A 24,820-nucleotide genomic window follows, 5' to 3' on the forward strand; every position below is an offset into this window, starting at 1 on the left:
GGGGCTGGCGGGCGCGGCGGGTCTGTGCAAATAATGTCGTTTTTCCACGCCTTTGCCGTCTTTCGCGCCTCTTCGCCATGAGCCTCGTCCAGCCCTTGCCCCCCGGTCCGCTCGACATCGTCGGCGACATCCATGGAGAGTCCGAGGCGCTGGACCAGCTGCTGGGGCACCTGGGCTACGACGCGCTGGGCCGCCATACCCAGGGTCGGCGCCTGGTCTTCGTCGGCGACTTCTGCGACCGGGGACCCGACAGCCCGGGCGTGCTCGCCCGTGTGGTGCCCATGCTGGAGTCGGGCCATGCGCTGGCCGTGCTCGGCAACCATGAAATCAACCTGCTGCGCGAGGATGCCAAGGACGGCTCCGGCTGGTTCTTCGACAGCCGCGTGGCCTCCGATACGCCCAAGTACGCGCCGTTCGCGCGCATGCCGCTGTGCGATATCCCTGACACCCTGGCCCTGCTGGAACGCCTGCCCATTGCCATGGAGCGCGAGGACCTGCGCGTGGTCCATGCGGCCTGGCGCCCGCAGCAGATCGCCATGGCGCGCGAGCTGCCGCTGGGCAGTGCACGCAGCGCCTACGACCACTACGAGGCCCTGGCCGCCCAGCAGGCCCAGGTCAACAAGGTGGCCGAGCGCATGCGTGCCGAACGCCAGCAATGGCCGCATGACCTGGAAGACCGCAACTGGCTGCCGCCCTTCCTGCCCGCGCACAGCGAGAGCGAACTGGCCAAGGCCATGGTCAATCCGCTGAAGGTGCTGACCTCGGGCGTGGAGCGCGAATGCCGCAATCCCTTCTACGCGGGCGGCAAGTGGCGCTTCGTCGAGCGCGTGGCCTGGTGGAACGAATATGAGGATGCGCAGGCTGTGGTCGTGGGCCACTACTGGCGGCGCCTGAACCGGGGCGGCCCGTCCTTCCACGGCGCCCAGGCCGAGAACCTGTTCGGCCAGACCGGTCCGCTGTCCTGGCACGGCCGGCGCGGCAATGTGTTCTGCGTGGACTACTCGGTCGGCGGCCGCTGGAATGCCCGCCTGGCGGGCGAGGACCCGCAGCAGCGCTTCAAGCTTGCCGCCATGCGCTGGCCCGAGCGCCGCCTGGTCTTCGACGACGGCGCCCAGGCGGACAGCGAGGAGTTCGGCGTTGCGGCGGCCGCTGCCGCATAGCACGCGCTAGATCCGCGGCGCGTAGCGCAGCGTCAGCAACAGCGATCTGAGCGCACCGTAGTTAGTAGCGCTTGTCCAGCAGGTTGCTGACGTTGAGCGCCACGCTCAGCTCGGGCGAGACCTGGTAGGCCACGCCTGCATTCCACAGCGCAAAGCCTGCCAGGCGGAAGGCTCGGTCGGAGCTGAGGGTGTCCGTCTGCGCATTCCCGCCCGTGCCCACCGTCCAGCGGCCCAGCCCGCCCGGCAGGCGGTAGCTGCCCCACTGGCGCAGCATGTGCCGGGGCGTCCAGGTGTTGAAGATCTGGCCCTGGTAGATCATGGGGCGCGAGCGGCTGTGGCGCTGTCCCTCGGCCAGGCCCGCCGTGGTGCTGGCGCTGATGTCGTAGTCCAGCGCCGCGCAGGACTTGCGCAAAGCAGCAACTACACCCTGGCCAGCAGCCCCAACGGGCAAGAGCGCGTGCAGCAAGGCGCCTACGGCCTGGTCTACCTTATGGCGCGCTACCAATTCAACCGCCAGCTGTCGCTGCAAGTGAACCTGAACAATGCCTTCGACAAGAAGTACTGCAGCCAGATCGGCTACTACGGCGCATCGGCCTGGGGTGCGCCGCCAAGCGTGGTGGCGACGCTGAACTACAGGTTCCAGTGAGGTTCATCGCGGGGACGGAGCAGGCTTTCGCGGTTTGCTGTTAGCCTTCCTGCGCTGGCGCGGCAGCCGCCTGCCAGCGCCTGACCCATCGAGCCAACCCCGAAGCGAGCCCGCCATGACCAGCCCCCTGTACACCGCCTCCATTCCCGTCCTGCAGCAGATGCTGAAGGCCCTGTCCGACGTGCTCAAAAAGGCCGAGGAACACGCCGCGCAGAAGAACATCGATCCCGACGCCCTGCTGCAGGCCCGCCTGTTCCCCGACATGTTCCCGCTGGTGCGCCAGGTGCAGATTGCTGCGGACTTCGCCAAGGGCATCGCCTCGCGCCTGGCCGGCGCCGAGGTGCCTTCGTGGCCCGACACGCAGACCAGCTTTGCCGACCTGCAGGCGCTGATCACCAAGGCGCTGGACCATGTGGGCTCGTTCGCGCCCGAGCAGTTCGCGCAAAGCGAGTCCCGTGAGATCGTGCTGCGCCCCGGCACGCCCAAGGAAAAGAAGCTGAGCGCCAGCGCCTACCTGCTGCACTACGGCCTGCCGCAGTTCTTCTTCCATGTGACCACCGCCTATGCCCTGCTGCGCCACAACGGTGTCGAGGTCGGCAAGCGCGACTACATGGGCAGCTACTGAGCGTGCCGTGGCCGGTCTGGCCAGCGCTTCATTGCGCGGCCAGATCCCGGCCTCGCGTCTCCGGCAGGCACATGGCGAACATCACCACCATCACGTAGCCGGCCGTGGCGCAGATGCCGATGGCCGTGCCCAGCGACAGGCCCAGCCGGTCGCTGAACACGCCCACCAGCGCGGGGAAGGTGGCCCCGATGCCGCGGCCGAAGTTGTAGCAAAAGCCCTGGCCGGAGCCGCGCAGTTCGTTGGGGAACAGCTCGGCCAGGAAGGCTCCGGCGCCGCTGAAGATGCCCGACATGAAAAAGCCCAGCGGAAAGCCCAGCACCAGCATCCAGGCATCGGTGATGGGCAGCAGCGTATAGGCATAGGCCAGGCTGCCGGCGCCGATGGCGAACAGCGTGAAGGCCAGGCGCCGGCCCAGCCGGTCGGAAGCGTAGGCACCGCACAGGTAGCCTGCAAAGGCGCCAAAGATGAACATGAACTGGTAGCCGCCCGAGCCCAGCACCGTCAGGTGGCGCTCGTTCTTCAGGAAGGTGGGCAGCCACACGGCAATGGCGTAGTAGCCGCCCTGCATGCCGGTGAACATCAGGCTGGCCAGTACCGTGGTCTTGAGCATGCCGCCCTTGAAGATGTCCAGGAAGTGCCCGCTGCGCTCGCCCCGGCCCACGGCGGCGCGGGTCTTCAGGTAGACCTCGGGGTCCTTGACGGAACGGCGGATGAACAGGATCAGCAAGGCCGGCAGCAGGCCCAGCAGGAACATGGCCCGCCATGAGATCTCGGGCGGCAGAAACGAGAACAGCGCCATGGACACCAGCACGGCCGCCCCCCAGCCTATGGCCCAGCTGCTTTGCACCAGCCCCACCGCCTTGCCACGGAAAGCCGGCCGTATGGTTTCCGCGATCAGCACCGAGCCCACGGCCCATTCGCCGCCAAAGCCCAGACCCTGCAGCGTGCGGGCCAGCAGCAACTGGCCCGGCGTCTGCGCCAGGCCACAGGCGAAGGTGAAAAGGGCGAACACGAGGATGGTCCACTGCAGCACGCGCACACGCCCGTAGCGGTCCGCCAGGATGCCGGCCATCCAGCCGCCAATGGCCGAGGCCACCAGGGTCGAGGTGCCGATCAGGCCGACCTCGGTCTTGCTCATGCCCCACAGCGACAGCAGGATGGGCGTGACCAGGGGCAGCGTGTAGTAGTCGAAGGAATCGACCGCGTAGCCGCCGAACGAGGCCGTCAGTGCGCGTTTTTCCCGGGGTTCGAGCTGGCCCAGCCAGCTGCCCTGCGACTGTTCGCCAGCCAGGGGCTTGGCATTGTCAAGGCTTGTCATTTTTCAGTCTCCTTGCGCTTCGGTATGGAGAAGCGTCTTGCCTTCAATGGCATTGCATCGGTGATGAACCAGGCCTGGCCGGGCGGCCCTCATCCACCACCCGGACAGACCCCTGCAGGCGGCGTGTCAGGCCGCCGTTCCGTAGCCGCCGCCCCCCGGCGTGCAGACCTCGAACACATCGCCGGGCTGCATCTGCACGGCGCCGATGTGCTCCAGCGCCTCGATCTGGCCATCGGCGCGCAGCACACGGTTGATGCCCGGCTGCCCCGGCTGGCCGCCCGCCATGCCGAAGGCCGGGTTCAGGCGTCCGTTGGACAGAATGCTGGCCGTCATGGCTTCCAGGAAACGCACGCGCCGCACACCGCCGCTGCCCCCATGCCAGCGCCCGCTGCCGCCCGAGCCTTCGCGGATGGCATAGCTGTCCAGCATGACGGGGAAGCGGAACTCCAGCACCTCCGGATCTGTCAGGCGCGAATTGGTCATGTGCGTCTGGACGACGCTGGTGCCGTTGAACCCGCGCTCCACCCGGCCCTCGGCGTCCAGCACCGCGCCCGCGCCGCTGCCGCCGGCAATGGTTTCGTAGTACTGGTGGCGCGCATTGCCGAAGGTGAAGTTGTTCATGGTGGGCTGGCTGCCCGCCATCACGCCCAGCGCGCCGAACAGCGCATTGGTGATGCAGGTGGAGGTCTCCACATTGCCCGCCACCACCGAGGCCGGTGCATTGGGGTTGAGCATGCAGCCCTGGGGAATGATGACCTTCAAAGGCTTGAGGCAGCCCGCGTTGAGCGGAATGTCGTCGTCCACCAGCGTGCGGAACACGTACAGCACGGCCGCCATGCACACGGCGCGCGGCGCATTGAAGTTGTTGGTCTGCTGGGCGCTGGTGCCCGAGAAGTCGATGACCGCGCTGCGGCCCGCCGTATCCACGGTGACGGCCACGCGGATCTGCGCGCCGTTGTCCAGCGGCAGCGTGAACTGCCCGTTCCTGAGCCGCGTGATGACGCGGCGCACCGACTCCTCGGCGTTGTCCTGCACATGGCCCATGTAGGCCTGCACCACGGGCAGGCCGAACTGGGCCACCATCTTGCGCAGCTCCTGCACGCCTTTTTCATTGGCCGCAATCTGGGCCTTCAGGTCGGCCAGGTTCTGGTGCGGGTTGCGGCTCGGGTACTCGCCGCTTTGCAGCAGCTCGACCATCTCCTGGCCGCGCAGCACGCCGCGATCGACCAGCTTGAAGTTGTCGATCTGCACGCCCTCTTCCTCGATGCGCGTGGAAAACGGCGGCATGGAACCGGGCGTGATGCCGCCCACGTCGGCATGGTGGCCCCGGCTGCCCACGTAGAAGGTGGGGGAGGCCTCGTCGGCCACGTAAACGGGCGTGATGACCGTGATGTCGGGCAGGTGGGTGCCGCCCTGGTAGGGGTCGTTGAGCACATAGACATCGCCCTGGGCCATGCGCCCGGCGTTCTTGCGGATCACCGTCTGGATGCTCTCGCCCATGGAGCCCAGGTGCACGGGCATGTGCGGCGCATTGGCGATGAGATGGCCCTCGGCGTCGAACAGCGCGCAGCTGAAGTCCAGCCGTTCCTTGATGTTCACCGAGTAGGCCGTGTTCTGCAGCTGCAGGCCCATCTGCTCGGCGATGTTCATGAACAGGTTGTTGAAGACCTCCAGCAGCACCGGGTCCACCGAGGTGCCGGCCGCGTACTCGGCCTTGCGCGCGACCACGCGGTCCAGCACCAGATGGTCCAGCGCCGTGAGCCGCGCCAGCCAGCCGGGCTCGACCACCGTGGTGGCATTGCGCTCGGCGATGATGGCCGGGCCGGGAATGGCGTCGCCGGGCCGCAGGTCCTCGCGCACCACCAGGGCCGCGTCATGCCAGGCACCGTCGGAGTACATGCGCACGGTTTCGCGGCGCGGATGCTCGCGCGGCGGATGCTCCTGCAGCACCGGCTCGCTGGGCGCATCGCCCGCAATCACGGCTTCGACGGAAACGGCTTCCACCACCAGGCCCTTGCCCGCCATCAGGAAGGCGAACCGCTGGCGATAGGCCGACTCGAAGGCCGCCTGGATGTCGTCCAGCCCGCCGAAGGGCACGGCCAGGGCGGAATCCGTGCCCTCATAGCGCACATGCACGTTGTAGCGTACCTGCACGGGGCTGGCACCGACCTGCTGGCGCTCAAGCTCGGCCTTGGCCGCGTCGCCCAGCGAATCCAGCGACTCCGCGATCAGCGGCAAGGCCGCAGCAGACAGCGCCACCTCCATCGCCTGTTCACGGATGACGGTCTGGTCCGCCAGGCCCATGCCGTAGGCGCTGAGCACGCCGGCCAGCGGATGCACGAACACACGGGTCATGCCCAGGGCATCGGCCACCAGGCAGGCATGCTGGCCGCCCGCGCCGCCAAAGCACTGCAGCGTGTAGCGCGTCACGTCATAGCCGCGCGCCACGCTGATCTTCTTGATGGCGTTGGCCATCTGCTGCACGGCGATGCGGATGAAGCCTTCGGCCACTTCCTCGGGCCTGCGCCCCGTCTGCACCGACAGTTCATCGAAGCGCGCCCGCACGGCCTCGCCATCGAGCCGCTCGTTGGCGGCCGGGCCGAACACGCTGGGGAAGTAGCGGGGCTGGACCTTGCCCACCATCACGTTCGCATCGGTCACGGCCAGGGGCCCGCCACGGCGGTAGCTCACGGGGCCGGGGTTGGCACCCGCGCTCTCCGGTCCCACGCGAAAGCGCGAGCCGTCATAGGCCAGTACCGAGCCGCCACCGGCGGCCACCGTGTGGATGCTCATCATCGGCGCGCGCATGCGCACACCGGCCACCTGGGTCTCGAACTCGCGCTCGAAGGCGCCAGCGTAGTGGCTGACATCGGTGGAGGTGCCTCCCATGTCGAAGCCGATGACCTTGTCGTGCCCGGCCAGCCCCGCCGTGCGGGCCATGCCCACGATGCCGCCGGCCGGCCCGCTCAGGATGGCATCCTTGCCCTGGAAGCTGCCCGCATCGGCCAGCCCGCCGGAGGACTGCATGAAAAACAGCTGCACGCCCGGCATCTCGCCAGCCACCTGCTGTACATAGCGGCGCAAGATGGGCGAGAGGTAGGCATCGACCACCGTGGTGTCGCCCCGGCTCACGAACTTCATCAGCGGACTGGTCTCGTGCGAGGTGCTGATCTGCGTGAATCCCGCCTGCCGCGCAATGCGCGCCGCAATCTGCTCGTGCCGCATGTAGCGGTAGCCATGCATGAAGACGATGGCCACGCTGCGCAGGCCCCGGGCATGGGCCTGCAGCAGCGCGGTGTGCAGGTGCAGCACGTCCAGTTCCTGCTGCACTTGCCCATGGGCATCCACGCGCTCAAGTGCCTCCACCACCTCGCTGTACAGCAGCTCGGGCAGCTGGATATGCCGGTCGAACAGGCGCGGGCGGTTCTGGTAGGCAATGCGCAGCGCATCACGAAAGCCCCGCGTGGTCACCAGCAGCGTGGGCTCGCCCTTGCGCTCCAGCAGCGCATTGGTGGCCACCGTGGTGCCCATCTTCACGCACTCCACAAGGTCCGGCGTGACCGGCTCGCCGGGCTTGAGGCCCAGCAGGTGGCGGATGCCGGCCACGGCCGCATCACGGTACTGCTCGGGGTTTTCCGACAGCAGCTTGTGCGTGGCCAGGCTGCCATCGGGCCGCTTGCCCACGATGTCGGTGAATGTGCCGCCGCGGTCTATCCAGAATTGCCAGCGCCTGTCATGGGGAGTGGAGCGTTCTTGCATGGTGTCGGAACCCGTTTGTCTCGAAGTTGAAGTCAGGAAAACCGTGGCCTGGAGCACGGCCCGCCGCCGATGCCCACCACTGGCGTCCAATCTAAAAGTGCCCCTGGACCGCGTCCATCGAGAAGTTTTCGCCCCCTCTGTTCACGAAAACTGAACAGGAGCGGCCCCTTGCCGGCCGGCAACGCAAAGAAAAAGGCCCGCCGAAGCGGGCCCCAAGCCAGTCAGCCAGGCAGGCAGGCCGTCAGAACGCGGCCAGATGGCTGTTGCGCAACTCCGTCACCAGCATGTGGCCCGGCTCGTGCGTGATGGCGAATGGCAGGGCCGCCGAGCGGATGGCCTGCTGGGGCGTCACGCCGCAGGCCCAGAACACGGGGATCTCCCCGGGTTTGAGCGCCATGGGCTCGCCGAAGTCCGGCCGCTCGATATCGGCAATGCCGATCTGCGCAGGGTCGCCCAGGTGCACGGGCGCCCCATGCACGCTGGGAAAGCGCGAAGTCACCTGGATCGCACGGATGGCCTGGGCGGCCGTCATGGGCCGCATGCTGACCACCATCCGGCCTCCGAACCGGCCCGCCTGGCCGTTGGCAATGTCGGTGATGAACATGGGAGCGCCCCGGCCCTCGTCGATGTGGCGCACGGGCACGCCGGCGTCGCGCAGCGCGTCCTCGAAGGAATAGGAGCAGCCGATGACGAAGCCCACCAGGTCGTCGCGCCACAGGTCCGTGAGGTCATTCACCTGCTCTGCCCTGTGACCATCGCGAAACACCCAGTACGAGGGCAGGTCGGTCTTCAGATCGATATCGCCGAGCTCGGGCACGCGGCTGCTGCCGGGCTCGGTCACGCCGATCAGCGGGCAGGACTTGGGATTCAGCCGGGCAAAGCGCAGGAACTCCTCGCTGCACTCGCGCGGCAGTATCGCCAGGTTGCCCTGGGTGTAGCCGGGGCACTGCCCGGCCGTCTGCCCGCGAAAGCGTCCGGCGCGCACCTCCTGGCGGAATTCGGTCGGATGGGTCCAATGCGTCATGGGGGAGCCTCTATTGAATGGAGATGCCTCCCAATGTAAAAAGCAGCAGGCCACCGGTCCACTCAGGAATTGTGCGCAGCCTCCCCCAGGAAAACTGAACAGCCACCGCAGCCCGCGCAGCCTCCCCATGAACATCCGCTTTCTGGAAACCTTCGTGCTGCTGGCACGCATCGGCAGCGTGCGCCGCGTGGCCGAACTGGTCCACGCCAGCCCCGGTGCCGTCTCCATGCGCATACGCGGGCTGGAGTCGGACCTGGGCGTGACCCTGTTCCACTGGGACCGCAAGACGCTGCAGATCACCGATGCCGGAGCCCGCTTGCTGCGGCATGCGGAAGCCGTCATCGAAGCCACACGCACCCTGGAGCGTGCCGCCAGGTCCGACGACGCCATCGGCTGCCGCCTGCGGGTCGGCGTGCTGGAGACGGCGGTACACACCTTCCTGCCCGAATTCGTCAAGGCGATGGGCGCCAGCCTGCCGCACATCGAGCTGGACCTGACCGTCGATCTGAGCACCCACCTGTCGGAGCAGATGATGCGGCGCGACCTGGACCTGATCGTGCGCACCGGCAGCGGCGTGGACCCCCAGTTCGCCGTGGTCGAGAACCTGCTGGAAGTGCCCGTGCACTGGATTGCCAGGCGGGGCCTGGTGCCCAGGAAGGATGGACTGCACAAGGCGCTGGGCAAGCAATTGCTGACGCAGATGCGCGGCACCGGCCCCTACGAGCAGGCCGTGGCCATGGCACAGCAGCTGGCCGTGCAAAACGGCATGGTCTCCAGCGACCTGCGCATCTCGGGATCGCCCTCGCTGGCGGCCCTGGTCTCGCTGGTGCGCGAGGGCCTGGGCGTCGCCATCATGCACGGCATGCTGGTGGCGCCGCAGCTCGAAAGCGGGGAGCTGGTGGAGCTGGAACTGCCCACGCCGCCCTCCTTTCGCATCACCACCTGGTACCCCAAGAGCCCGTCACCCGGCGTCACCGACACGGCCCAGGTGCTGCGCCGGGTCTGCAAGAGCTACTGCAAGCGGGTCAGCCCGCATCTGGCGCGGTACATCGGCTAGGGCGCGGATGCCGGCGGCGGCTCCTGCCCGTGCAACAGCGCCAGAAAGCTGGCGGCAGCCTGGCTCAGCGGCCGGTCGCGGCGCACCAGGCTGCCGTAGGCCTGCAGGTTGCGGCGCATGCGATAGGGCAGGATGCGGACCATGCCGTGCGCGGCGCTGTCCCGGGCCACGGCCTGCGGAATCACGGCGATCAGGTCGGAGTTGCGCACCAGGTTCATGGTGGTGAGGATGGAGCCCGTCTCGATCAGGCCGCGCGGCAGCGGCAGGCCATGGGCCTGGAACTCTTGATCGATCAGTGCGCGCATGGGACTGCCGGGCGGCTGCAGCACCCAGCCATGGGCCTGCAGCTGCGCAAAGCCCAGGCTGCGAGCACGCGCCAGCGGATGGTTGCAGCCCACGATGATGGACAGGGCCTCGTCATCAATCGTGCGGAACAGATGGGCGGGATCGGCCTGCCCGGTCTGCCGGCCCACCACCACCTCCAGCACGCCGTCCTGCAACTGCGCCAGCAGCCGGTCGCTGGTGTCCACGGCCACCTCGATGGACAGCAGCGGCCACTGGCGCTTGAGCGCCAGCAGCGCCTGTGTCAGCCGCCCCGGCGAGGCCGCCATGATGCTGCCCACGGCCAGCCGCCCCGCGCTGCCTTCGCGCAGTTCCTGCAGCTCGCGGTTCAGCGCCTCCATGCCGCCGCGCAGATGGCGGAAGTAGCCCGTCACGCGCTCGCCCGCCGCGTTCAGCTGCAGGCCGCGCCCCACGCGGTCGAACAGGGGCAGGCCCAGCGCGCTTTCCAGCTCATGCAGCATCTTGGTGGCGGCCGGCTGGCTCAGTCCCAGCTCGGCTGCGGCGCCGCGCAGCGTGCCCTTCTGGTCGATGGCCAGCATCAGCGCCACCTGCCGCATGCGCAGGCGGTTGAGCAGTTGCGGCGTGCTGTCCCTGCGGTCGATGGAGCCCATAGGAATATCCCGCGAATTGATTACCCAAGGTTATTGATTCATCAGCAACTTTCAGTTTACGGCAATCAATCATCTGCCTAGCATGGGTCCACAACAAAAGCACCGGAGACAAGACATGCAACGCCGCCCCCTGCTGCTGGCCGCAGCTGCCCTGCTGCCCGCCATCGCCCTGGCCCAAACCCCGCCGGACTGGCCCACGCGGCCCGTGCGCATGCTTGTGGGCTCGGCCCCCGGCGGCGGCACCGACGCCATGGCACGCGCCGTGGCCGACCGGCTGGCGCCGCTGCTGCGCCAGCCGGTGATCGTGGAAAACCGCCCCGGCGTCTCCAACACCCTGGCCGTGGACATGACGGCCAAGTCCACGGACGGGCACACCATGGTGATGGGCGTCGTCACGGCCCATGCCATTGCCCCGCACCTGCTCAAGCTGGGCTACGACAGCAACCGCGACCTGGTGCCGGTGGCCTATGTGGGCGCAGTGCCCAATGTGCTGGTGGTGGGAAACAACCTGCCCGCCAACTCGGTGCAGGAACTGGTCGCCCTGGCCCGCAAGGAGCCCGGCAGGATCAACTTCGCCAGCAGCGGCACGGGCAGCACCCAGCACATCGCGGCCGAGATGTTCAAGGACGCGGCCGGCATTGAACTGACCCACGTGCCCTACAAGGGCAGCGCCGCCGCCCTGGTGGACCTGGTCAGCGGCCAGGTGCAGATGAGCTTCGACACCATGCCTTCGGTGATCGGCCAGATCAAGGCCGGCAAGCTGCGCGCCCTGGGCGTGACATCGCCCCGGCGCAACGCCCAGCTGCCCCAGGTGCCCACGCTGGCCGAGGCCGGCCTGCCCGGCGTGGAGATAGGCGCCTGGTACGGCATCTACATGCCAGCGGCCACACCCCGCGCCGTGCAGGCCCGGGTGCACGACGAGGTCAACAAGGTGCTGGCCATGCCCGAGACGCGCACGCGCCTGGAGGCCGTGGGCGCCGAGCTGCAGCCCATGGGCCAGGCGGAGTTCATCGCCTTGCACAACGCCGAGTACCAGCGCTTTGGCGAAATCATCCGCAAGAACCACATCAAGATCGACTGAGCCGCACATGCCCGCATCCGAACTTCCCGTCGTCGCCCTGACCCTGGGCGATCCCGCCGGCATAGGCGCCGAACTGATCGCACGCCTGCTGGCGCGGCCCGAGGCCATGCAAAAGGCCAACATCGTGCTGGCCGGCGACCCCTGGCTGTGGCAGCAGGGCCAGCGCATCGCGGGCCTGCAGGTGGCCACCGCACCCATCGCCAGCATGGCCCATGCACGGGGCCGCACCGACACCGCCCTGCCCGCCTTCCTGGCCCTGGACACGGTGGCCCCCGATGCCGTGCACCAGGGCCGTGCCGAAGCCGCAGGCGGGCGCTCGGTGCTGCAGGTGCTGGACCTGTGCATGGACGCGGCCCAGGCCGGCCAGATCGACGCCATCTGCTTTGCGCCGCTCAACAAGCAGGCCATGAAGCTGGGCGGCCTGCGCCATGAAGACGAGCTGCACCACTTTGCCGAGTACCTGGGCGTCACCGGCTATTTCTGCGAATTCAATACGCTGGGCGATCTGTGGACCTCGCGCATTTCGTCCCATGTGCCGCTCAGGGACGTGGCCGGCTATCTGAGCCAGGAGCGCATCGCGCAGGCGGCCGAGCTGATCTACCGCGCGCTGCTGGCCAGCGGCATGGCAGCCCCCAAGGTGGCGGTGGCGGGCTTCAACCCGCACAACGGCGATGGCGGCACCTGCGGGCGCGAGGAGATCGACATCATCGCGCCGGCCGTGCGCGCGCTGCAGGCCCGCGACTGGCCCACGCCCGATCCGTTCCACGGCCCCTTCCCGGCCGACACCATCTTCCTGAAGGCCCAGGCGGGCGAGTACCAGGCCATCGTGACCATGTACCACGACCAGGGCCAGATCGCCATCAAGCTGCTGGGCTTCTCGCGCGGCGTGACTGTGCAGGGCGGCCTGCCGATCCCGATCACCACGCCGGCCCACGGCACGGCCTATGACATCGCGGGCCAGGGCCGGGCCAGCGTGGAGGCCACCTGGCAGGCCTTCCTGATCGCCTGCCGCATGGGCGCCGCGCGCCTGTCCTGACTGACTTCACTCCCTCGCCATCACCATCATGAAAATCAAATCCGTCCGCGCCCGCGTCTACGAATGGCAAGGCAAGACCGTGCCGCCCCAGGGCAACTTCTGCTCCAACGCCATGGACCTGCTCTATGCGCCGCAGGAGACCATGTCCACCTTCCGCTTCCATTCCTGGACGGTGGTGGAGATCGAGACCGACGACGGCATCGTCGGCCTGGGCAACGTGGCGCTGGCGCCGCGCATCGCCAAGGCCATCATCGACGAGTACCTGGCGCCCCTGGTCATCGGCCACGACCCGTGGGACTACGAATACCTGTGGCAGCGCATGTACCGCGCCACGCACGCCTGGGGCCGCAAGGGCGTGACCATGGCCGCCATCTCGGCCGTGGACCTGGCCATCTGGGACATACTGGGCAAGAGCGTGAACAAGCCTGTGTTCAAGCTGCTGGGCGGGCGCACCAAGGAAAGGATTCCCTGCTACTACAGCAAGCTGTACCGCACCGACCTCAAGGCCATGCAGGAAGAGGCGCAGAAGTTCCTGGACCAGGGCTTCAAGGCCTTCAAGATGCGCTTCGGCTACGGCCCGGCCCATCTGCAGGAAGGCGTGCGCGAGAACCTGCGCTCGGTCGAGGCCGTGCGCGAGGTCATAGGCTACGACTGCGACCTGATGCTGGAGTGCTACATGGGCTGGAACCTGGAGTACGCCAGGCGCATGCTCCCCAAGCTGGAGAAGTTCGAGCCGCGCTGGCTGGAGGAGCCCGTGATCGCCGACGACATCGACGGCTACGCCGAACTCAGCCGCCTCAACAGCATTCCGATCTCGGGCGGCGAGCACGAGTTCAGCCTCTACGGCTTCAAGCAACTGCTCGACAAGAAGGCCGTCAGCGTCGTGCAGTACGACACCAACCGCGTGGGCGGCATCACGGCCGCGCACAAGATCAATGCGCTGTGCGAGGCGTTCAGCGTGCCCGTCATCCCGCATGCGGGCCAGATGCACAACTACCACCTGACCATGAGCACGCTGGCCTCGCCCATGGCCGAGTACTTTCCCATCTTCGACGTGGAGGTGGGCAACGAGCTGTTCTGGTACATCTTCGACGGCGAGCCCGTGGCCGAGAACGGCTTCCTGCAGCTCAGGGACGATGTGCCGGGCCTGGGCCTCACGCTCAAGACCGAGTACCTGGACCAGTTCCGCATCGTCGAATGAGGGAGCACGCCATGCCCGGAATTTCTCGGCCGCGCTACAGCGGCATCTTCCCCGTGGTACCCACCACCTTCCACGAGGACGGCACGCTGGACCTGGCCAGCCAGAGGCGCTGCCTGGACTTCATGATCGACTCGGGCGTGGACGGCCTGTGCATCCTGGCCAACTTCTCCGAGCAGTTCCTGCTGGCCGATGACGAGCGCGAGGTCCTCACGCGCACGGCGCTGGAACATGTGGCGGGCCGCGTGCCCGTGATCGTCACCACCACGCACACCTCGTCGCGCGTGTGCGCCGAGCGAAGCCGCCGCGCGCAGGACATGGGCGCGGCCATGGTGATGGTCATGCCGCCCTACCACGGCGCCACCTTCCGCTTCGGCGAGCCCCAGATCCAGGGCTTCTTCCAGGCCGTGTCCGATGCCATCGCCATTCCCATCATGGTGCAGGACGCGCCGGCCGCAGGCACGCCGCTGTCCCCCGCCTTCCTCGCGCGCATGGCCCGCGAGATCGAGCAGGTCTGCTACTTCAAGATGGAAACCGCAGGCGCCGCCGGCAAGCTGCGCGAACTCATCGCCCTGGGCGGCGAGGCCATCGAAGGCCCCTGGGATGGCGAGGAAGCGATCACCCTGCTGGCCGACCTGCAGGCCGGCGCCACGGGATCGATGACGGGCGGCGGCTTTGCCGACGGCATACGCCCCATCATCGAAGCGCACAGAAACGGCGACCCCGACACTGCATTCGCCCTCTACCAGCGCTGGCTGCCCCTGATCAACCACGAAAACCGCCAGGCCGGCTTCCTGGCCGCCAAGGCGCTGATGAAGGCCGGCGGCGTGATCGCCTGCGACGCGCCGCGCGCGCCCTGGCCGCCCATGCACCCCGAGGTGCGCCGCCAGTTGCTGGACATCGCGCGGCGGCTCGATCCGCTGGTGCTGCGCTGGGGGCGCTGAGGGATTGGGTTGTTGGGGGCGCATTAGAGGGGCATTAGAGGGGCACTAGAGGTGCATTAGAGGGGCACCAGAGGGCTGCAGCCGCCTGCGCATGGGCTATGCTGCCGCTCTGCCTGCCCAGCCCCAATGAATCGACTGCCGCCCATGTCCGCCACCTCTTTTCCCCCTCCCGACTTCGAGCTGGACGACGCGCTGTATGCAAGAGCCCTGACCTGGAGCGACGCCCAGGCCCTGGCCCAGCAGACCGTGAGCTTCTTCATGGCGGAGGGCGAGCACACCATCGGCATCGATATGCAAGTGCTCGGCGCAACGCAGACATCAATCGACACGCCCGGCATGCTGCAGTTCTCCCTGGTGTTTCGCGGTCCGCGCCAGCCGCAGCTGTCGCAGCGCACTTACCGCGTGCGCCATGCGCAGCTCGGTGACTACGCCATCTTCATCACGCCCATTGCGCAGTCGGCAGGCCATGTCGATTACGAGGCCTGCTTTTCCCATGCCGTCTGATCCGTTCGTGCCCGAGTTGCCGCCGCTGTATCTTGAGGATGTGCGGCTGCGCCTGGCCGAAGAAGCCGACTACGCTTTTCTCCGCGCCCTGTACCGCCAGGTACGCGCTGCCGAACTGGCGCCCGTGCCCTGGAGCGAAGCTGAAAAGCATGCCTTCTGCGATTCGCAGTTCGCTTTGCAGGACCAGCACTACCGCAAGCACTACGCACACAGCGCGTTTTTCGTGATCGAGAGGGCAGGACTGCCTATAGGCCGGCTCTACCTCAATCTCGCACCCGGGCCATTGGGAGTGATGGACATCTCGCTCGACGCCGCTGTTCAAGGCCAGGGACTGGGCACGGCCCTCATGCAATGGCTGGCCGGCTGGGCAGATCAAGAAGGGCGCGACATGCAGCTGTTCGTGGAAACCAACAATCCAGCCCGGCGCCTGTATACGCGCCTGGGCTTTGTCGAGCAGGACCAGGAAGGCATCTACCTGCGCATGCGCAGGACCGCAGCGCTCAGCCGCGGTTGAACACGGCTTCCAGCAGAACGCCTTGCGCGTCGCTGGGACTCAGGAAGACAGCGTGGCGTCCCAGAGCCGGGTGAGCGATTTCCCAGGTGTTCTGTGGCAAGGCACCAGGGCGGGACAACTCAAACAGGGCGCTGAAAGACCGGTCACTCTGCAGCGCGTGCGGCAGCGCGCTCAGCGCAACCAAACGTAACTCAGCCGCTTCCCCGGCGACCGAGAAATTTTGGCCAAGCAGCGGCTGAAAGTGGCTGCGGCGCAACTCCATGGCCACAGCGCTGACGCCCATCGAAATGCTGGAAGCAGCCGCTGCAGCGGGCAAGGCCCCTGCAACCTGCATGAAAGCACGGCGTCCTGTCTTCATCGTGGCCCTTCCTGCCAAAGCAACGGCAGCAAAATATTTTTGCTGCGCAACAGGTTGGCATACTAAACTATTTTGCAATTATTAACGTTTTCTAACTTCACCCCACTTTGCCATGGCTCAACCCTACGTTGGGGAAATCCGGATGTTTGCCGGCAACTTCGCGCCGGCAGGCTGGATGTTCTGCGAAGGGCAGCAAATGCCCATCTCGGAATACGAAACCCTTTTCAATCTGATCGGCACGACATACGGCGGTGATGGCCAAAGCACGTTCGCCCTGCCAGACATGCGTGGCCGCATCCCCCTGCACGCGGGCAACGAATTCACGCTGGCCCAGGCCGCTGGAGTCGAAGAGGTCACGCTGACCGTCAATCAGATTCCAGCCCACACGCACGGCGTTCCCGCTTCCTCCGGCACCGGCTTTCTGGCCTCGCCCGCCGACGCAGTGTTTGCCAAGCACAGGGATCACAAGGCCTTTGTGAAAGGCGTCCCCGCCACGTACATGGCTACATCGATGGTGAGTTGGGTAGGAGGGTCGCAGCCGCATACCAATATGCCGCCCTTCCTTTGCGTGAACTTCATCATCTCGCTGTTCGGCATCTATCCCTCCCCCACCTGATGTCTACCCCCTTTCTCGGAGAGGTTCGCGTCTTCTCCTTCAACTTCGCCCCCAAAGGCTGGGCTCTTTGCAATGGGCAGTTGCTGCCCATCAACCAGAATCAGGCGCTGTTCTCGCTGCTGGGCACCACCTATGGTGGCAACGGGCAGACCAACTTTGCACTGCCCGACCTGCGCGGCCGCATGCCCATGCACATGGGAGCCGGCCATACCCTGGGAGAGAAAGCAGGCGAGCAAGCCCATACCCTGACCCTGCCAGAGATACCGCAGCACAGCCACGCCATGGCCGCTTCCGGCACTACGGGCCAGGCGACATCGGGCAACGGCAACCTGCCTGCAGCGGCGCGCGGCCACTATGCGCAAAGCGGCAATACGACCATGCCCGCCCTGTTGGCCAATGTGGGCGGCAGCCAGCCACACCTCAATATGCCGCCCTATCTGCCACTGAGCTTTTGCATGGCCATGCAAGGCATCTTTCCTTCTCAGACCTGAAGACCATGTCCGATCCCTTTGTCGCCGAAATCCGCCTTGGCGGATTCAACTTCGCACCCAAGGGCTGGGCCTTTTGCGATGGTCGGCTCCTGCCGATTTCTCAGAATACGGCGCTGTTTTCCCTGCTGGGAACGGCATATGGTGGAGATGGCAAGTCCAGCTTCGCGCTTCCCGACTTGCAGGGCCGCATGCCCATGCACCCGGGCCAAGGACCTGGACTGTCACCGCGCGATCTGGGCGAATCCGGCGGTGTTGAAACCGTGACGCTGCAGGCATCGGAAATTCCCGCCCACAACCATCTGGCCCGAGCGGGCACGCCTGCGGATCCCGCTGTAGCAAGCCCGGCAGACGCCGTCCTGGGCACCGCACCGACGCGCCCCTACATCGCGCCAGCCTCCAGCACCTCTGCGGTCACCATGGCTCCCCCTCAAGCTGCGGGCGGCAGCCAGCCACACAACAATCTTCCGCCCTACCTGGTCATGAACTTCATCATCGCCTTGCAGGGCATCTTCCCCCCACGGAGCTGAGTACACCTATGCGCAGCTCCATTGCGGCCTTGACCATGTTGGCCCTGACCACGGGGGTCCAGGCCGATCCCCTGGTCCAACGCGAATTCTCCGGCAGGGACAACCGCTTCATAGAGATACCCGGTGCCGGCTTTCGCGCCATGGCCGCAGGCAAGCGCATCAGTTTCGATGCGCAAGGCATGAGCATCGACCTGCCCGGCCAGACCAACGGCGTGCAAGGCCGGTCGGTGGCCGCATCCGGCGTGGCCCGGAGCCTGAGCCTGCGCCCGGATTCGCGCCTGCGCTACAGCTTCGAGAACGCATCGATGTCGGCCCCGCAGGGCCTGCACCCTTCGCCCACTCTCTATCACTGGCTGGTCGGCGAAGCCGCGCAATGGCGCACGGGCCTGCGCAGCTTCGGCGCCTTGGGCTACCGCAGTGTCTGGCCCGGCATCGATGCTGTCTTCCAGGGTGAGCCCGGTGGCCTCAAGTACCAGTTTGAACTGGCTCCTGGTGCCGATGCCGCACAGGTCTGGCTGCGCGTGGAAGGTGCGACGGATGCACGCATCCTGCCCACGGGAGCGCTGCAGTGGAGCATAGGCAACGACCTTTTCACCGACGATGCACCGCTGGTCTACCAACCCCGGGGCAATGGCCGCGTGGACGTGCCCGCCCGCTACCGGCTGGAGCAGGTGGACGCCACCACCTGGCGCGTGGGCTTTGAGCTGGGCAGCCATGACAAAGGCCTGCCACTGGTCATCGATCCGGCGTGGACCGGCTACTCGGGCCTGGTCGGAGGCAACTCGGCCGACCAGGTCAACGCCGTGGCGCGAGACAGCGACGGCAACACCTACGCCTGTGGCGTGACGCAATCGTCCGACCTGCCCAACGCGGGCAGCAGCAAAGGTGGCGAGGATGCCTTCGTCGTCAGATTCGATCCCAAGGGTGTCCCCATGAGCGTCACTTATGTGGGCGGATCGGAAGACGACGCCTGCAACGGCCTGGCCGTGGACATACAAAACCGCATCCACCTGGCGGGCAGCACGGAATCCACCGGCTTCCCCCTGCTTGGCACAGATGCCAACCAACGCTTTCGGCGCAGCAAGAGCACGACGGATAGGGATGCCTTCGTCATGCGCCTGACACCAGACGGTGCCGGCATTCTGTATTCGGGCCTGATTGGTGGAACGGGTGACGATCAGGCCAATGCCCTGGCTCTGGACAACAGCGGCAGGGCCTACGTGACCGGATTCACGGAAGGCAAAGGCTTTCCTGCCGTGAACGGGCCGCAGCTCAACCACGGCTCCGGCCCTGCGCAGTCAGAAATGCGGGATGCCTTCGTGGCCCGCATCGACGCTTCAGGCAGCGGGCTGGAGTACGCCGGATACATCGGCGGCGACGGTGGCGCCGACATCGGATATGCCATTGCCGTGGACAGCACCGGCGCGGCCTATGTGGCTGGCGCTACCGACTCTGTCTCGGGACTGCCGGGCGCAACGGGCTTCAGGACACAAATCAATTCGCGCGCCATCGATGGATCAGACGGCTTCGTCGCCAAGATCCGGGCCGACGGCAGCGCCTTCGACTACTTCACGCTGCTGACAGGCTCGGGGGACGGTGCGGACCGTGCACTGGCCCTGAACCTGATGTATGACGGCTCACTGCTCGTGGGCGGGGAGACCGGGTCCGACTACTTTCCCGCCGACAACAGCGGACGGCGCCAGGGCCTCGGGCCGCAGATCGCGCGCAGCACCGGCATGGACGGCTTTGTGCTGCGCCTGAATGCAACAGGAGACCAGGTGCTGGACGCCACCTACCTGGGTGGCAATGGCTACGACAGCGTGGAAGGGCTGGCCAGCGACGGCCGGAACTGGTTCGCCACGGGCAGCACCAACAATGGCGCAGGCTTTCCCGTCAAGGCTCAAAGCGGCCTGTCCACCACGCCAGGTGGCAAGCAGGACGGCTTCCTGGTCAGCGTCGCAACCAACAATCCGAACGGCTGGGACTATGCCGGGTTCCTGGGCACCTCGGAAAACGAGGCCATGCGCAGCCTGGCCGCAACCAATGTGCAGGGCAGGACCCTTCTTTCCGTGGGCGGCGCCACCACCACATCGGGCACCAACGGCCTGACCAACCCTGCGAACAGCGCCCTCAGCGCAAACGAGAGCCTTTCGAATGGTCTGGTATTTCGCATCGATCCTTTCGGCCCACCTGCGGCCATGGCGGTGCTCACTGGCTCTCAACAGTCCACCCGCATCCAGCAGCCTTTTGCCACGCCGTTGTCGGTCAAGGTCACCGACATCGACGACCAGCCGCTTGCCGGCATCATGGTGGACTTCAATGCGCCTGCCGCATCGGGGCCATCCACCACCTTTGCCACAAGAACCTCGGTCACGACCAACGCCCAGGGCATCGCATCGCTGAGTGCCACGGCCAACCTGTTCGCCGGCAGCTATACCGTAACGGCGCAGGCAGGGGCGGCCAGCACCTCGTTCTCGCTGACCAATGACAAGAGCCCGCAGGCTGCACTGACGGCAAGTGCAGCACTCCAGACCCTGCCCTATGCCAGCACCACCACGCTGAGCACCACCGGCGGCTCTGGCGCAGGCGCCATCAGCTACGCCGTAACCGCAGGCGCGGCCTATTGCGCCCTGACAGGCAACACGGTCACAGCCACGGCCGTGGGCGATTGCACCGTGACTGCGACCAAGGCGGGAGACGCCAGCTACCTGGCCGCCACGACCACCGTGGACATCTCGGTGATCAAGGCCCAGCAGCCTGCTCTGACGGCGATGGCAACGCCCAGCACGCTGGCGGCCTTCAGCACGGCCGCGCTGTCAACCAGTGGCGGCGCAGGGGCAGGCGCCGTGGGCTTTTCCATCACGGATGGAGCCGCCTTTTGCTCCGTCAACGGCAACACGCTCACTGCGGAAGGCACGGGCTCCTGCACAGTGACTGCCACCAAGCTGGGCGATGCCAACTACCAGGACACGCTGGCCACCACCGTGGTGACCGTGACCCCTGCAGCCCAGGTCACCCTGAGCGTGCAGTCCACGCCTTCAACCCTGACCTTCGGCGCCACGGCAACCCTGGCGACCACTGGGGGTTCGGGCAGCGGCGCCGTCACCTACGCCGTGACGGGTGGTGCCCAGTTCTGCGCGGTGACGGGCAACCAGTTGAGTGCCATTGGCGCCGGCAGTTGCACCATCACGGCCACCAAGGCTGGCGACATCAACCACCAGGCCATCAGCGCCAGCACCACCGTCATCGTGGCCAAGGCTGGACAGACAGCACTGTCGGTGCAGGCCAGTCCTGCAGCCATCAGCTTTGGCGGCATTTCGCAACTGAGCACCACGGGCGGCTCGGGCACCGGCGCCATCGGCTTGAGCGTCGCGGGCCCCTGCAGCATCGCGGGCTCCACGCTCACCGGCCTGGCTGTCGGAACCTGTACGGTCACGGCCACCAAGGCAGCGGATGCCGACCATGAAGAGGCCACGGCCAGCACTTCGGTGACGGTGTCACAGGCAAGCCAGGTGGCCCTGTCCGTGGTGGCATCACCCGCCAGCATTCCCAAAGGCGACTCCAGCACGGTCACCGTCACTGGCGGCAGCGGCAGCGGTGCGCTCACGCTGGCGCTGACGGCAGGCGCTGGCAACTGCACGCTGTTCGGCAACACCGTCACCGGCACGGCCGTAGGCAGCTGCACGGTGACGGCGACCAAGGCGGCCGATGCCAACCATGCACAGGCCACCGGCTCGGTACAGATTGCAGTCGGCAAGGCGATCCAGAACATCACCTTCGATTTCTCGTCCCTGCGCTATCTGAGCCCCGAGGCCCTGTCTCTGGCCAACGCCGCCGGCACCAACTCCAACCTGCCCATCAGCTTCAGCAGCCTCACCCCTCAGACCTGCGTGGTCACGGGCACCTCGCTGCGCCTGATGCGTACGGGCGAATGCACATTGCAGGCCAGCCAGGCCGGCGATGCCGAGTACGCCGCGGCAACGCCCGTGAACCAGACCTTCACGATCACCCTGCCCCCCCACTCTCTGAGCACCATCACCGGTACCGTGGGCGGAACGACGGTCTCAGCAGAGATTGCTGCGGGAAGCCCATGGGTCTTCACACCCATGGGAACAGGCCCGGCGCAGACTGCGGGCTTCATCCCGCTGCAGGGGCACATCAGGTCACCTGCCGATGCACCGCCTGCCAATCTTCAGTTCCCGCTGGGCCTGTTCGATTTCGCTGTCCACAACGGTGCGCCGGGATCCACGGTGAGCATCAAGCTCACGTTCCCGAACAATCTGCCCCGCAATGCACAGTACTGGAAGTACGGCCCCACGTCCGACAACGCAACGCCGCACTGGTATCACTTCACCGGCGCGCAGTTCAACTCCAGCGACAACAGCGTGACGCTGACGATTGAAGACGGCAGGAACGGCGATGACGACCTGGATGTGAACGCCTTCATCAGTGACCCGGGCGGCGTGGCCGTGGTGGCCGCCGCTGCCGGCGGCAGCCCCGCGGCCATTCCCACGCTTTCGCAATGGGGTCAGTGGATGCTGGCAGCGCTGATGCTGGGCGTCGCAGTCCTGGCCGGACGCCGCACGCGAATGCGCAAGCCGCGCTGAGTCGTACGCTGTAGCCGGGGGCTGCTCACGCGCCCCCGGCTACCCGAGTCAAGCCTCCACGATCCCCGACACATCCAGCACATACATCTGCCGCTGGTGCTCGTGCACGGAGTCGATGCAGACCTGGCGCCCGTCACGGCTCCAGCGCGGGTGCAGGTCGCAGCGGTTTTCCTTGCTGAGATCGGGCGAGGCGTAGAAGCTGCCCAGGTCGTGGCGCTCGCCCGTGTGCATGTCGTACAGGAACAGGAAGCGCTCGTGCGTGCGGTCGCCGGGGTAGGTATCACTGAGCAGCCAGCGCGTGTCCACGGGCGAGAAGCTCATGTGGCCGTTCTCCACCAGCACGCCTGCACCCACCACCTGCACGTCACCGCCCTCCACATCGTCATAGAGGTGATAGTGGATCGCCCCGGCATGCGGGCCCCACACAATGATGTGGCTGTCGTCCTGCCATAGCGGATGCGAGATCTGGTATTCGGACTTTTCGTAGTCGAACGTGCCCACGGCCATCGGGTCGAAGTCGCCGGCCAGCTGAGGCAGCGGATGGTCCGAGCATTCGAGCAGGCGCATGTCGGAGCCGTCGGGCGCCATGGTGATCAGGCGGTGCAGAAAGCAGGTTTCGTCCTTGACGCGTTCGGTCCAGCGGTGCAGGAACAGGATGCGCGATGACGACGGGTTGACCTCGATATGGCTGACCCAGTGGATGGCCTTGTCCATCGATGTACGGTGATGAAAGGCCTTGAGCCGCGCATAGCTGGCCAGCAGCCTTGCCTCGCCCGTCGCGACCTCCATGCGCCAGATGCCGTCTTCCTCGGGCGCCAGGGGCAAGGCGAAGGGACCACCCTCTTCGCTGTAGCCGATGGTTTCGTGCGTGATGTAAAGGCGACGGTAGTCCACGCACAGCGCCCAGGCGCTGCTGGGCGCCACCACATAGACGGGCATGGGCAGGGTGCGCCGCTCGCCGCTGTCCACATCGATGACCACGGAGCCGAACCCCGGATAGCGCCCCCCGGAATCTGCCGTCCTGTCGTTGTGGATCAGTTGCCGGCCCGCCAGCCCGTCCAGCCACTGCAGCTGGCTGCCCATCTGCCAGTTCCAGGCGCCGGTCTCGCCCACGGCGTGGAAGCAGTCGCCGTTTTCGGTATCGAAGTAGCCGATGGACGCCCGCGCCTGGGGCGTGAGGTACTGGTCCATCCACGGCGTTTGCTGCGCCAGCACCAGGCGATTGCTGCGGTCCCAGCTGGACTTGTTGTAGTAGCCGAAGAAGTGGTGCTGGCGGCCATCGCCCAGACGGCGGCAGGGGACGAAGGATGCGGGGGTGTTCGAAGTCATGGAGCGTTTCATTGGGCGGAGATGTGGCCTTCGGCGATCACGCGGTCCCAACGCTGCTTTTCGCGGGCAACGAAGGATTGCGCCTCAGGCAGGCTGTTGGCGACGGCGCTCATGCCCTGCTCTTGCAGGCCCTTGCGGAACTCGGGCGTGGCCACGACCTTTCGGATGTCGTCGTTGAGCTTTTTGACGATGGCCTCGGGCACCTTGGAGGAGACGGCCACCGTGGTCCAGGAGGTGGCCACGTAGTCCTTGAGCCCGGACTCGGCCGCCGTGGGCACGTCCGGCAGGGCCGGCAGTCGCTGGCTGCCCGTGACGGCCAACGCCTTGAGCTTGCCGCCGCGTATGTGCGACAGCACCGTGGGCGGGTTCTCGAACATGAGCTGGATCTGGCCGCCCAGCAGGTCGTTGAGCGCGGCCGAGCTGCCGCGATAAGGCACGTGCACGATGGGCGCGCCCGCCTGCAGCTTGTACAGCTCGCCCATCATGTGCACGGACGAGCCCACGCCGGCCGAGCCGAAGTTGACCGTGCCAGGCGCCTTTTTGGCCAGCGCCGTCAGCTCGGCCAGGTTGCTGGCGGCAAGGCCGGGCGTGGCCACCACCACATGCGGCATCTCGGCCAGCACGGTCACCACGCGCAGATCCCTTGCGGGGTCATAGGCCAGCTTGCCGTATACGCCATAGGCGGCATGCAGGCCGATGGAGCCCACCATCAGCGTGTAGCCGTCGGCCGGCTGATCGGCCACATATCGGCCTCCCAGATGACCGCCCGCGCCAGGTTTGTTTTCCACCACCACCGGCTGGCCCCAGAGCCGGCTCAGGCGGTCGGCCAGCATGCGTGCCTGCACGTCAGAGCTGCCGCCTGCAGTGAACGGCACGATGATGCGCAACTGGCGCCCTGGCTGGGGAAAGCCATCCTGCGCGATGGCGGCGACGGGCGCCGTGCCTGCCACCGAGGCGGAGATGGCCGCAGCGAGCATGGCGGCTTTGCGGCCTGCGCTTGTCTTGATCATGGAATCCTTTCGATGGCGCTGCTGCGCCTGGGCAAACGATGCAATGGGGCCAGTGTAGAAAGC

At 66.7% G+C, this 24,820-nt stretch carries 22 protein-coding genes; 14 read left to right on the forward strand and 8 right to left on the reverse strand.

What is annotated here, in order from left to right; genetic code table 11:
* The first annotated feature begins 77 nt into the window (after positions 1 to 77).
* Entirely contained in the window at positions 78 to 1,160 is a 1,083-nt protein-coding gene (locus tag DACI_RS25135) for a metallophosphoesterase (protein ID WP_012206771.1), read from the forward strand.
* A 61-nt stretch (positions 1,161 to 1,221) separates the two neighbouring features.
* On the opposite strand, the gene DACI_RS25140 is transcribed toward DACI_RS25135, so the two are convergent.
* Positions 1,222 to 1,572, reverse strand: coding sequence for a TonB-dependent receptor domain-containing protein (locus DACI_RS25140; protein WP_043782548.1), 351 nt, complete (start codon positions 1,570 to 1,572; stop codon positions 1,222 to 1,224).
* Positions 1,573 to 1,617: 45 nt separating this feature from the next.
* Between DACI_RS25140 and DACI_RS32855 the strand changes: the two genes are divergently transcribed.
* Positions 1,618 to 1,806 (forward strand): TonB-dependent receptor, encoded by a 189-nt coding sequence (locus DACI_RS32855; protein WP_043782551.1) that lies wholly within the window; start codon positions 1,618 to 1,620, stop codon positions 1,804 to 1,806.
* A gap of 115 nt (positions 1,807 to 1,921) precedes the next feature.
* Positions 1,922 to 2,431: a DUF1993 domain-containing protein gene (locus tag DACI_RS25150; RefSeq protein WP_012206773.1), complete on the forward strand. Its 510-nt coding sequence runs from the start codon at positions 1,922 to 1,924 to the stop codon at positions 2,429 to 2,431.
* Between the two features lie 28 nt (positions 2,432 to 2,459).
* On the opposite strand, the gene DACI_RS25155 is transcribed toward DACI_RS25150, so the two are convergent.
* The 3 genes from DACI_RS25155 to DACI_RS25165 all read right to left on the reverse strand — a co-directional run bounded on the left by DACI_RS25155 (position 2,460) and on the right by DACI_RS25165 (position 8,532).
* Positions 2,460 to 3,749 carry an MFS transporter gene (locus DACI_RS25155; RefSeq protein ID WP_012206774.1) on the reverse strand — a complete coding sequence of 430 codons (1,290 nt, stop codon included), beginning with the start codon at positions 3,747 to 3,749 and terminating at the stop codon, positions 2,460 to 2,462.
* 126 nt (positions 3,750 to 3,875) lie between these two features.
* The gene (locus DACI_RS25160; protein WP_012206775.1) at positions 3,876 to 7,508 is read right to left on the reverse strand and encodes a hydantoinase B/oxoprolinase family protein; all 3,633 of its coding nucleotides are present in this window, start codon (positions 7,506 to 7,508) and stop codon (positions 3,876 to 3,878) included.
* A 241-nt stretch (positions 7,509 to 7,749) separates the two neighbouring features.
* Positions 7,750 to 8,532 (reverse strand): putative hydro-lyase, encoded by a 783-nt coding sequence (locus DACI_RS25165; protein ID WP_012206776.1) that lies wholly within the window; start codon positions 8,530 to 8,532, stop codon positions 7,750 to 7,752.
* 127 nt (positions 8,533 to 8,659) lie between these two features.
* Here DACI_RS25165 and DACI_RS25170 point away from each other — a divergent pair, with 127 nt between their 5' ends.
* Complete coding sequence (locus DACI_RS25170; protein WP_012206777.1) at positions 8,660 to 9,589, forward strand: LysR family transcriptional regulator; 930 nt, start codon at positions 8,660 to 8,662, stop codon at positions 9,587 to 9,589.
* Here the strand turns inward: DACI_RS25170 and DACI_RS25175 are convergent.
* Complete coding sequence (locus DACI_RS25175) at positions 9,586 to 10,542, reverse strand: LysR family transcriptional regulator (protein WP_012206778.1); 957 nt, start codon at positions 10,540 to 10,542, stop codon at positions 9,586 to 9,588. The genes DACI_RS25170 and DACI_RS25175 overlap by 4 nt on opposite strands.
* 115 nt (positions 10,543 to 10,657) lie before the next feature.
* Here DACI_RS25175 and DACI_RS25180 point away from each other — a divergent pair, with 115 nt between their 5' ends.
* The 6 genes from DACI_RS25180 to DACI_RS25205 all read left to right on the forward strand — a co-directional run bounded on the left by DACI_RS25180 (position 10,658) and on the right by DACI_RS25205 (position 15,819).
* The gene (locus DACI_RS25180; protein WP_012206779.1) at positions 10,658 to 11,623 is read left to right on the forward strand and encodes a Bug family tripartite tricarboxylate transporter substrate binding protein; all 966 of its coding nucleotides are present in this window, start codon (positions 10,658 to 10,660) and stop codon (positions 11,621 to 11,623) included.
* 7 nt (positions 11,624 to 11,630) lie between these two features.
* Positions 11,631 to 12,659 (forward strand): 4-hydroxythreonine-4-phosphate dehydrogenase PdxA, encoded by a 1,029-nt coding sequence (locus tag DACI_RS25185; protein WP_012206780.1) that lies wholly within the window; start codon positions 11,631 to 11,633, stop codon positions 12,657 to 12,659.
* Between the two features lie 28 nt (positions 12,660 to 12,687).
* Positions 12,688 to 13,860: an L-rhamnonate dehydratase gene (locus tag DACI_RS25190; RefSeq protein WP_012206781.1), complete on the forward strand. Its 1,173-nt coding sequence runs from the start codon at positions 12,688 to 12,690 to the stop codon at positions 13,858 to 13,860.
* A gap of 11 nt (positions 13,861 to 13,871) precedes the next feature.
* Positions 13,872 to 14,801 carry a dihydrodipicolinate synthase family protein gene (locus DACI_RS25195; protein WP_012206782.1) on the forward strand — a complete coding sequence of 310 codons (930 nt, stop codon included), beginning with the start codon at positions 13,872 to 13,874 and terminating at the stop codon, positions 14,799 to 14,801.
* Positions 14,802 to 14,945: 144 nt separating this feature from the next.
* Complete coding sequence (locus tag DACI_RS25200; RefSeq protein ID WP_043782558.1) at positions 14,946 to 15,305, forward strand: DUF6916 family protein; 360 nt, start codon at positions 14,946 to 14,948, stop codon at positions 15,303 to 15,305.
* Positions 15,295 to 15,819, forward strand: coding sequence for a GNAT family N-acetyltransferase (locus tag DACI_RS25205; RefSeq protein WP_012206784.1), 525 nt, complete (start codon positions 15,295 to 15,297; stop codon positions 15,817 to 15,819). Before DACI_RS25200 ends, DACI_RS25205 begins: the two co-directional genes overlap by 11 nt.
* Here DACI_RS25205 and DACI_RS25210 read toward each other — a convergent pair.
* Positions 15,806 to 16,177: a DUF6916 family protein gene (locus DACI_RS25210; protein WP_043782563.1), complete on the reverse strand. Its 372-nt coding sequence runs from the start codon at positions 16,175 to 16,177 to the stop codon at positions 15,806 to 15,808. The genes DACI_RS25205 and DACI_RS25210 overlap by 14 nt on opposite strands.
* Positions 16,178 to 16,319: 142 nt before the next feature.
* Here DACI_RS25210 and DACI_RS25215 point away from each other — a divergent pair, with 142 nt between their 5' ends.
* Genes DACI_RS25215 through DACI_RS25230 form a run of 4 tightly spaced genes read left to right on the forward strand, consistent with a single transcriptional unit; the run spans position 16,320 to position 22,418 of the window.
* Positions 16,320 to 16,793 (forward strand): phage tail protein, encoded by a 474-nt coding sequence (locus DACI_RS25215; protein ID WP_012206786.1) that lies wholly within the window; start codon positions 16,320 to 16,322, stop codon positions 16,791 to 16,793.
* Positions 16,793 to 17,284, forward strand: coding sequence for a phage tail protein (locus DACI_RS25220; RefSeq protein ID WP_012206787.1), 492 nt, complete (start codon positions 16,793 to 16,795; stop codon positions 17,282 to 17,284). The genes DACI_RS25215 and DACI_RS25220 overlap by 1 nt, the downstream gene beginning before the upstream one ends.
* Positions 17,285 to 17,289: 5 nt before the next feature.
* On the forward strand, positions 17,290 to 17,811 hold the full coding sequence (locus DACI_RS25225; RefSeq protein WP_012206788.1) for a phage tail protein: 522 nt from the start codon (positions 17,290 to 17,292) through the stop codon (positions 17,809 to 17,811).
* Positions 17,812 to 17,819: 8 nt separating this feature from the next.
* Complete coding sequence (locus DACI_RS25230; protein WP_012206789.1) at positions 17,820 to 22,418, forward strand: IPTL-CTERM sorting domain-containing protein; 4,599 nt, start codon at positions 17,820 to 17,822, stop codon at positions 22,416 to 22,418.
* Positions 22,419 to 22,466: 48 nt separating this feature from the next.
* Here DACI_RS25230 and DACI_RS25235 read toward each other — a convergent pair whose 3' ends face one another.
* Both DACI_RS25235 and DACI_RS25240 read right to left on the reverse strand, forming a co-directional pair.
* Positions 22,467 to 23,759, reverse strand: a complete 1,293-nt coding sequence (locus DACI_RS25235; RefSeq protein ID WP_012206790.1) for a hypothetical protein — start codon at positions 23,757 to 23,759, stop codon at positions 22,467 to 22,469.
* On the reverse strand, positions 23,756 to 24,757 hold the full coding sequence (locus tag DACI_RS25240; RefSeq protein ID WP_012206791.1) for a Bug family tripartite tricarboxylate transporter substrate binding protein: 1,002 nt from the start codon (positions 24,755 to 24,757) through the stop codon (positions 23,756 to 23,758). The genes DACI_RS25235 and DACI_RS25240 overlap by 4 nt, the downstream gene beginning before the upstream one ends.
* Between the last annotated feature and the right edge of the window lie 63 nt (positions 24,758 to 24,820).

It is taken from the genome of Delftia acidovorans SPH-1, from assembly GCF_000018665.1.
GTDB classification, from domain to species: domain Bacteria; phylum Pseudomonadota; class Gammaproteobacteria; order Burkholderiales; family Burkholderiaceae_C; genus Comamonas; species Comamonas acidovorans.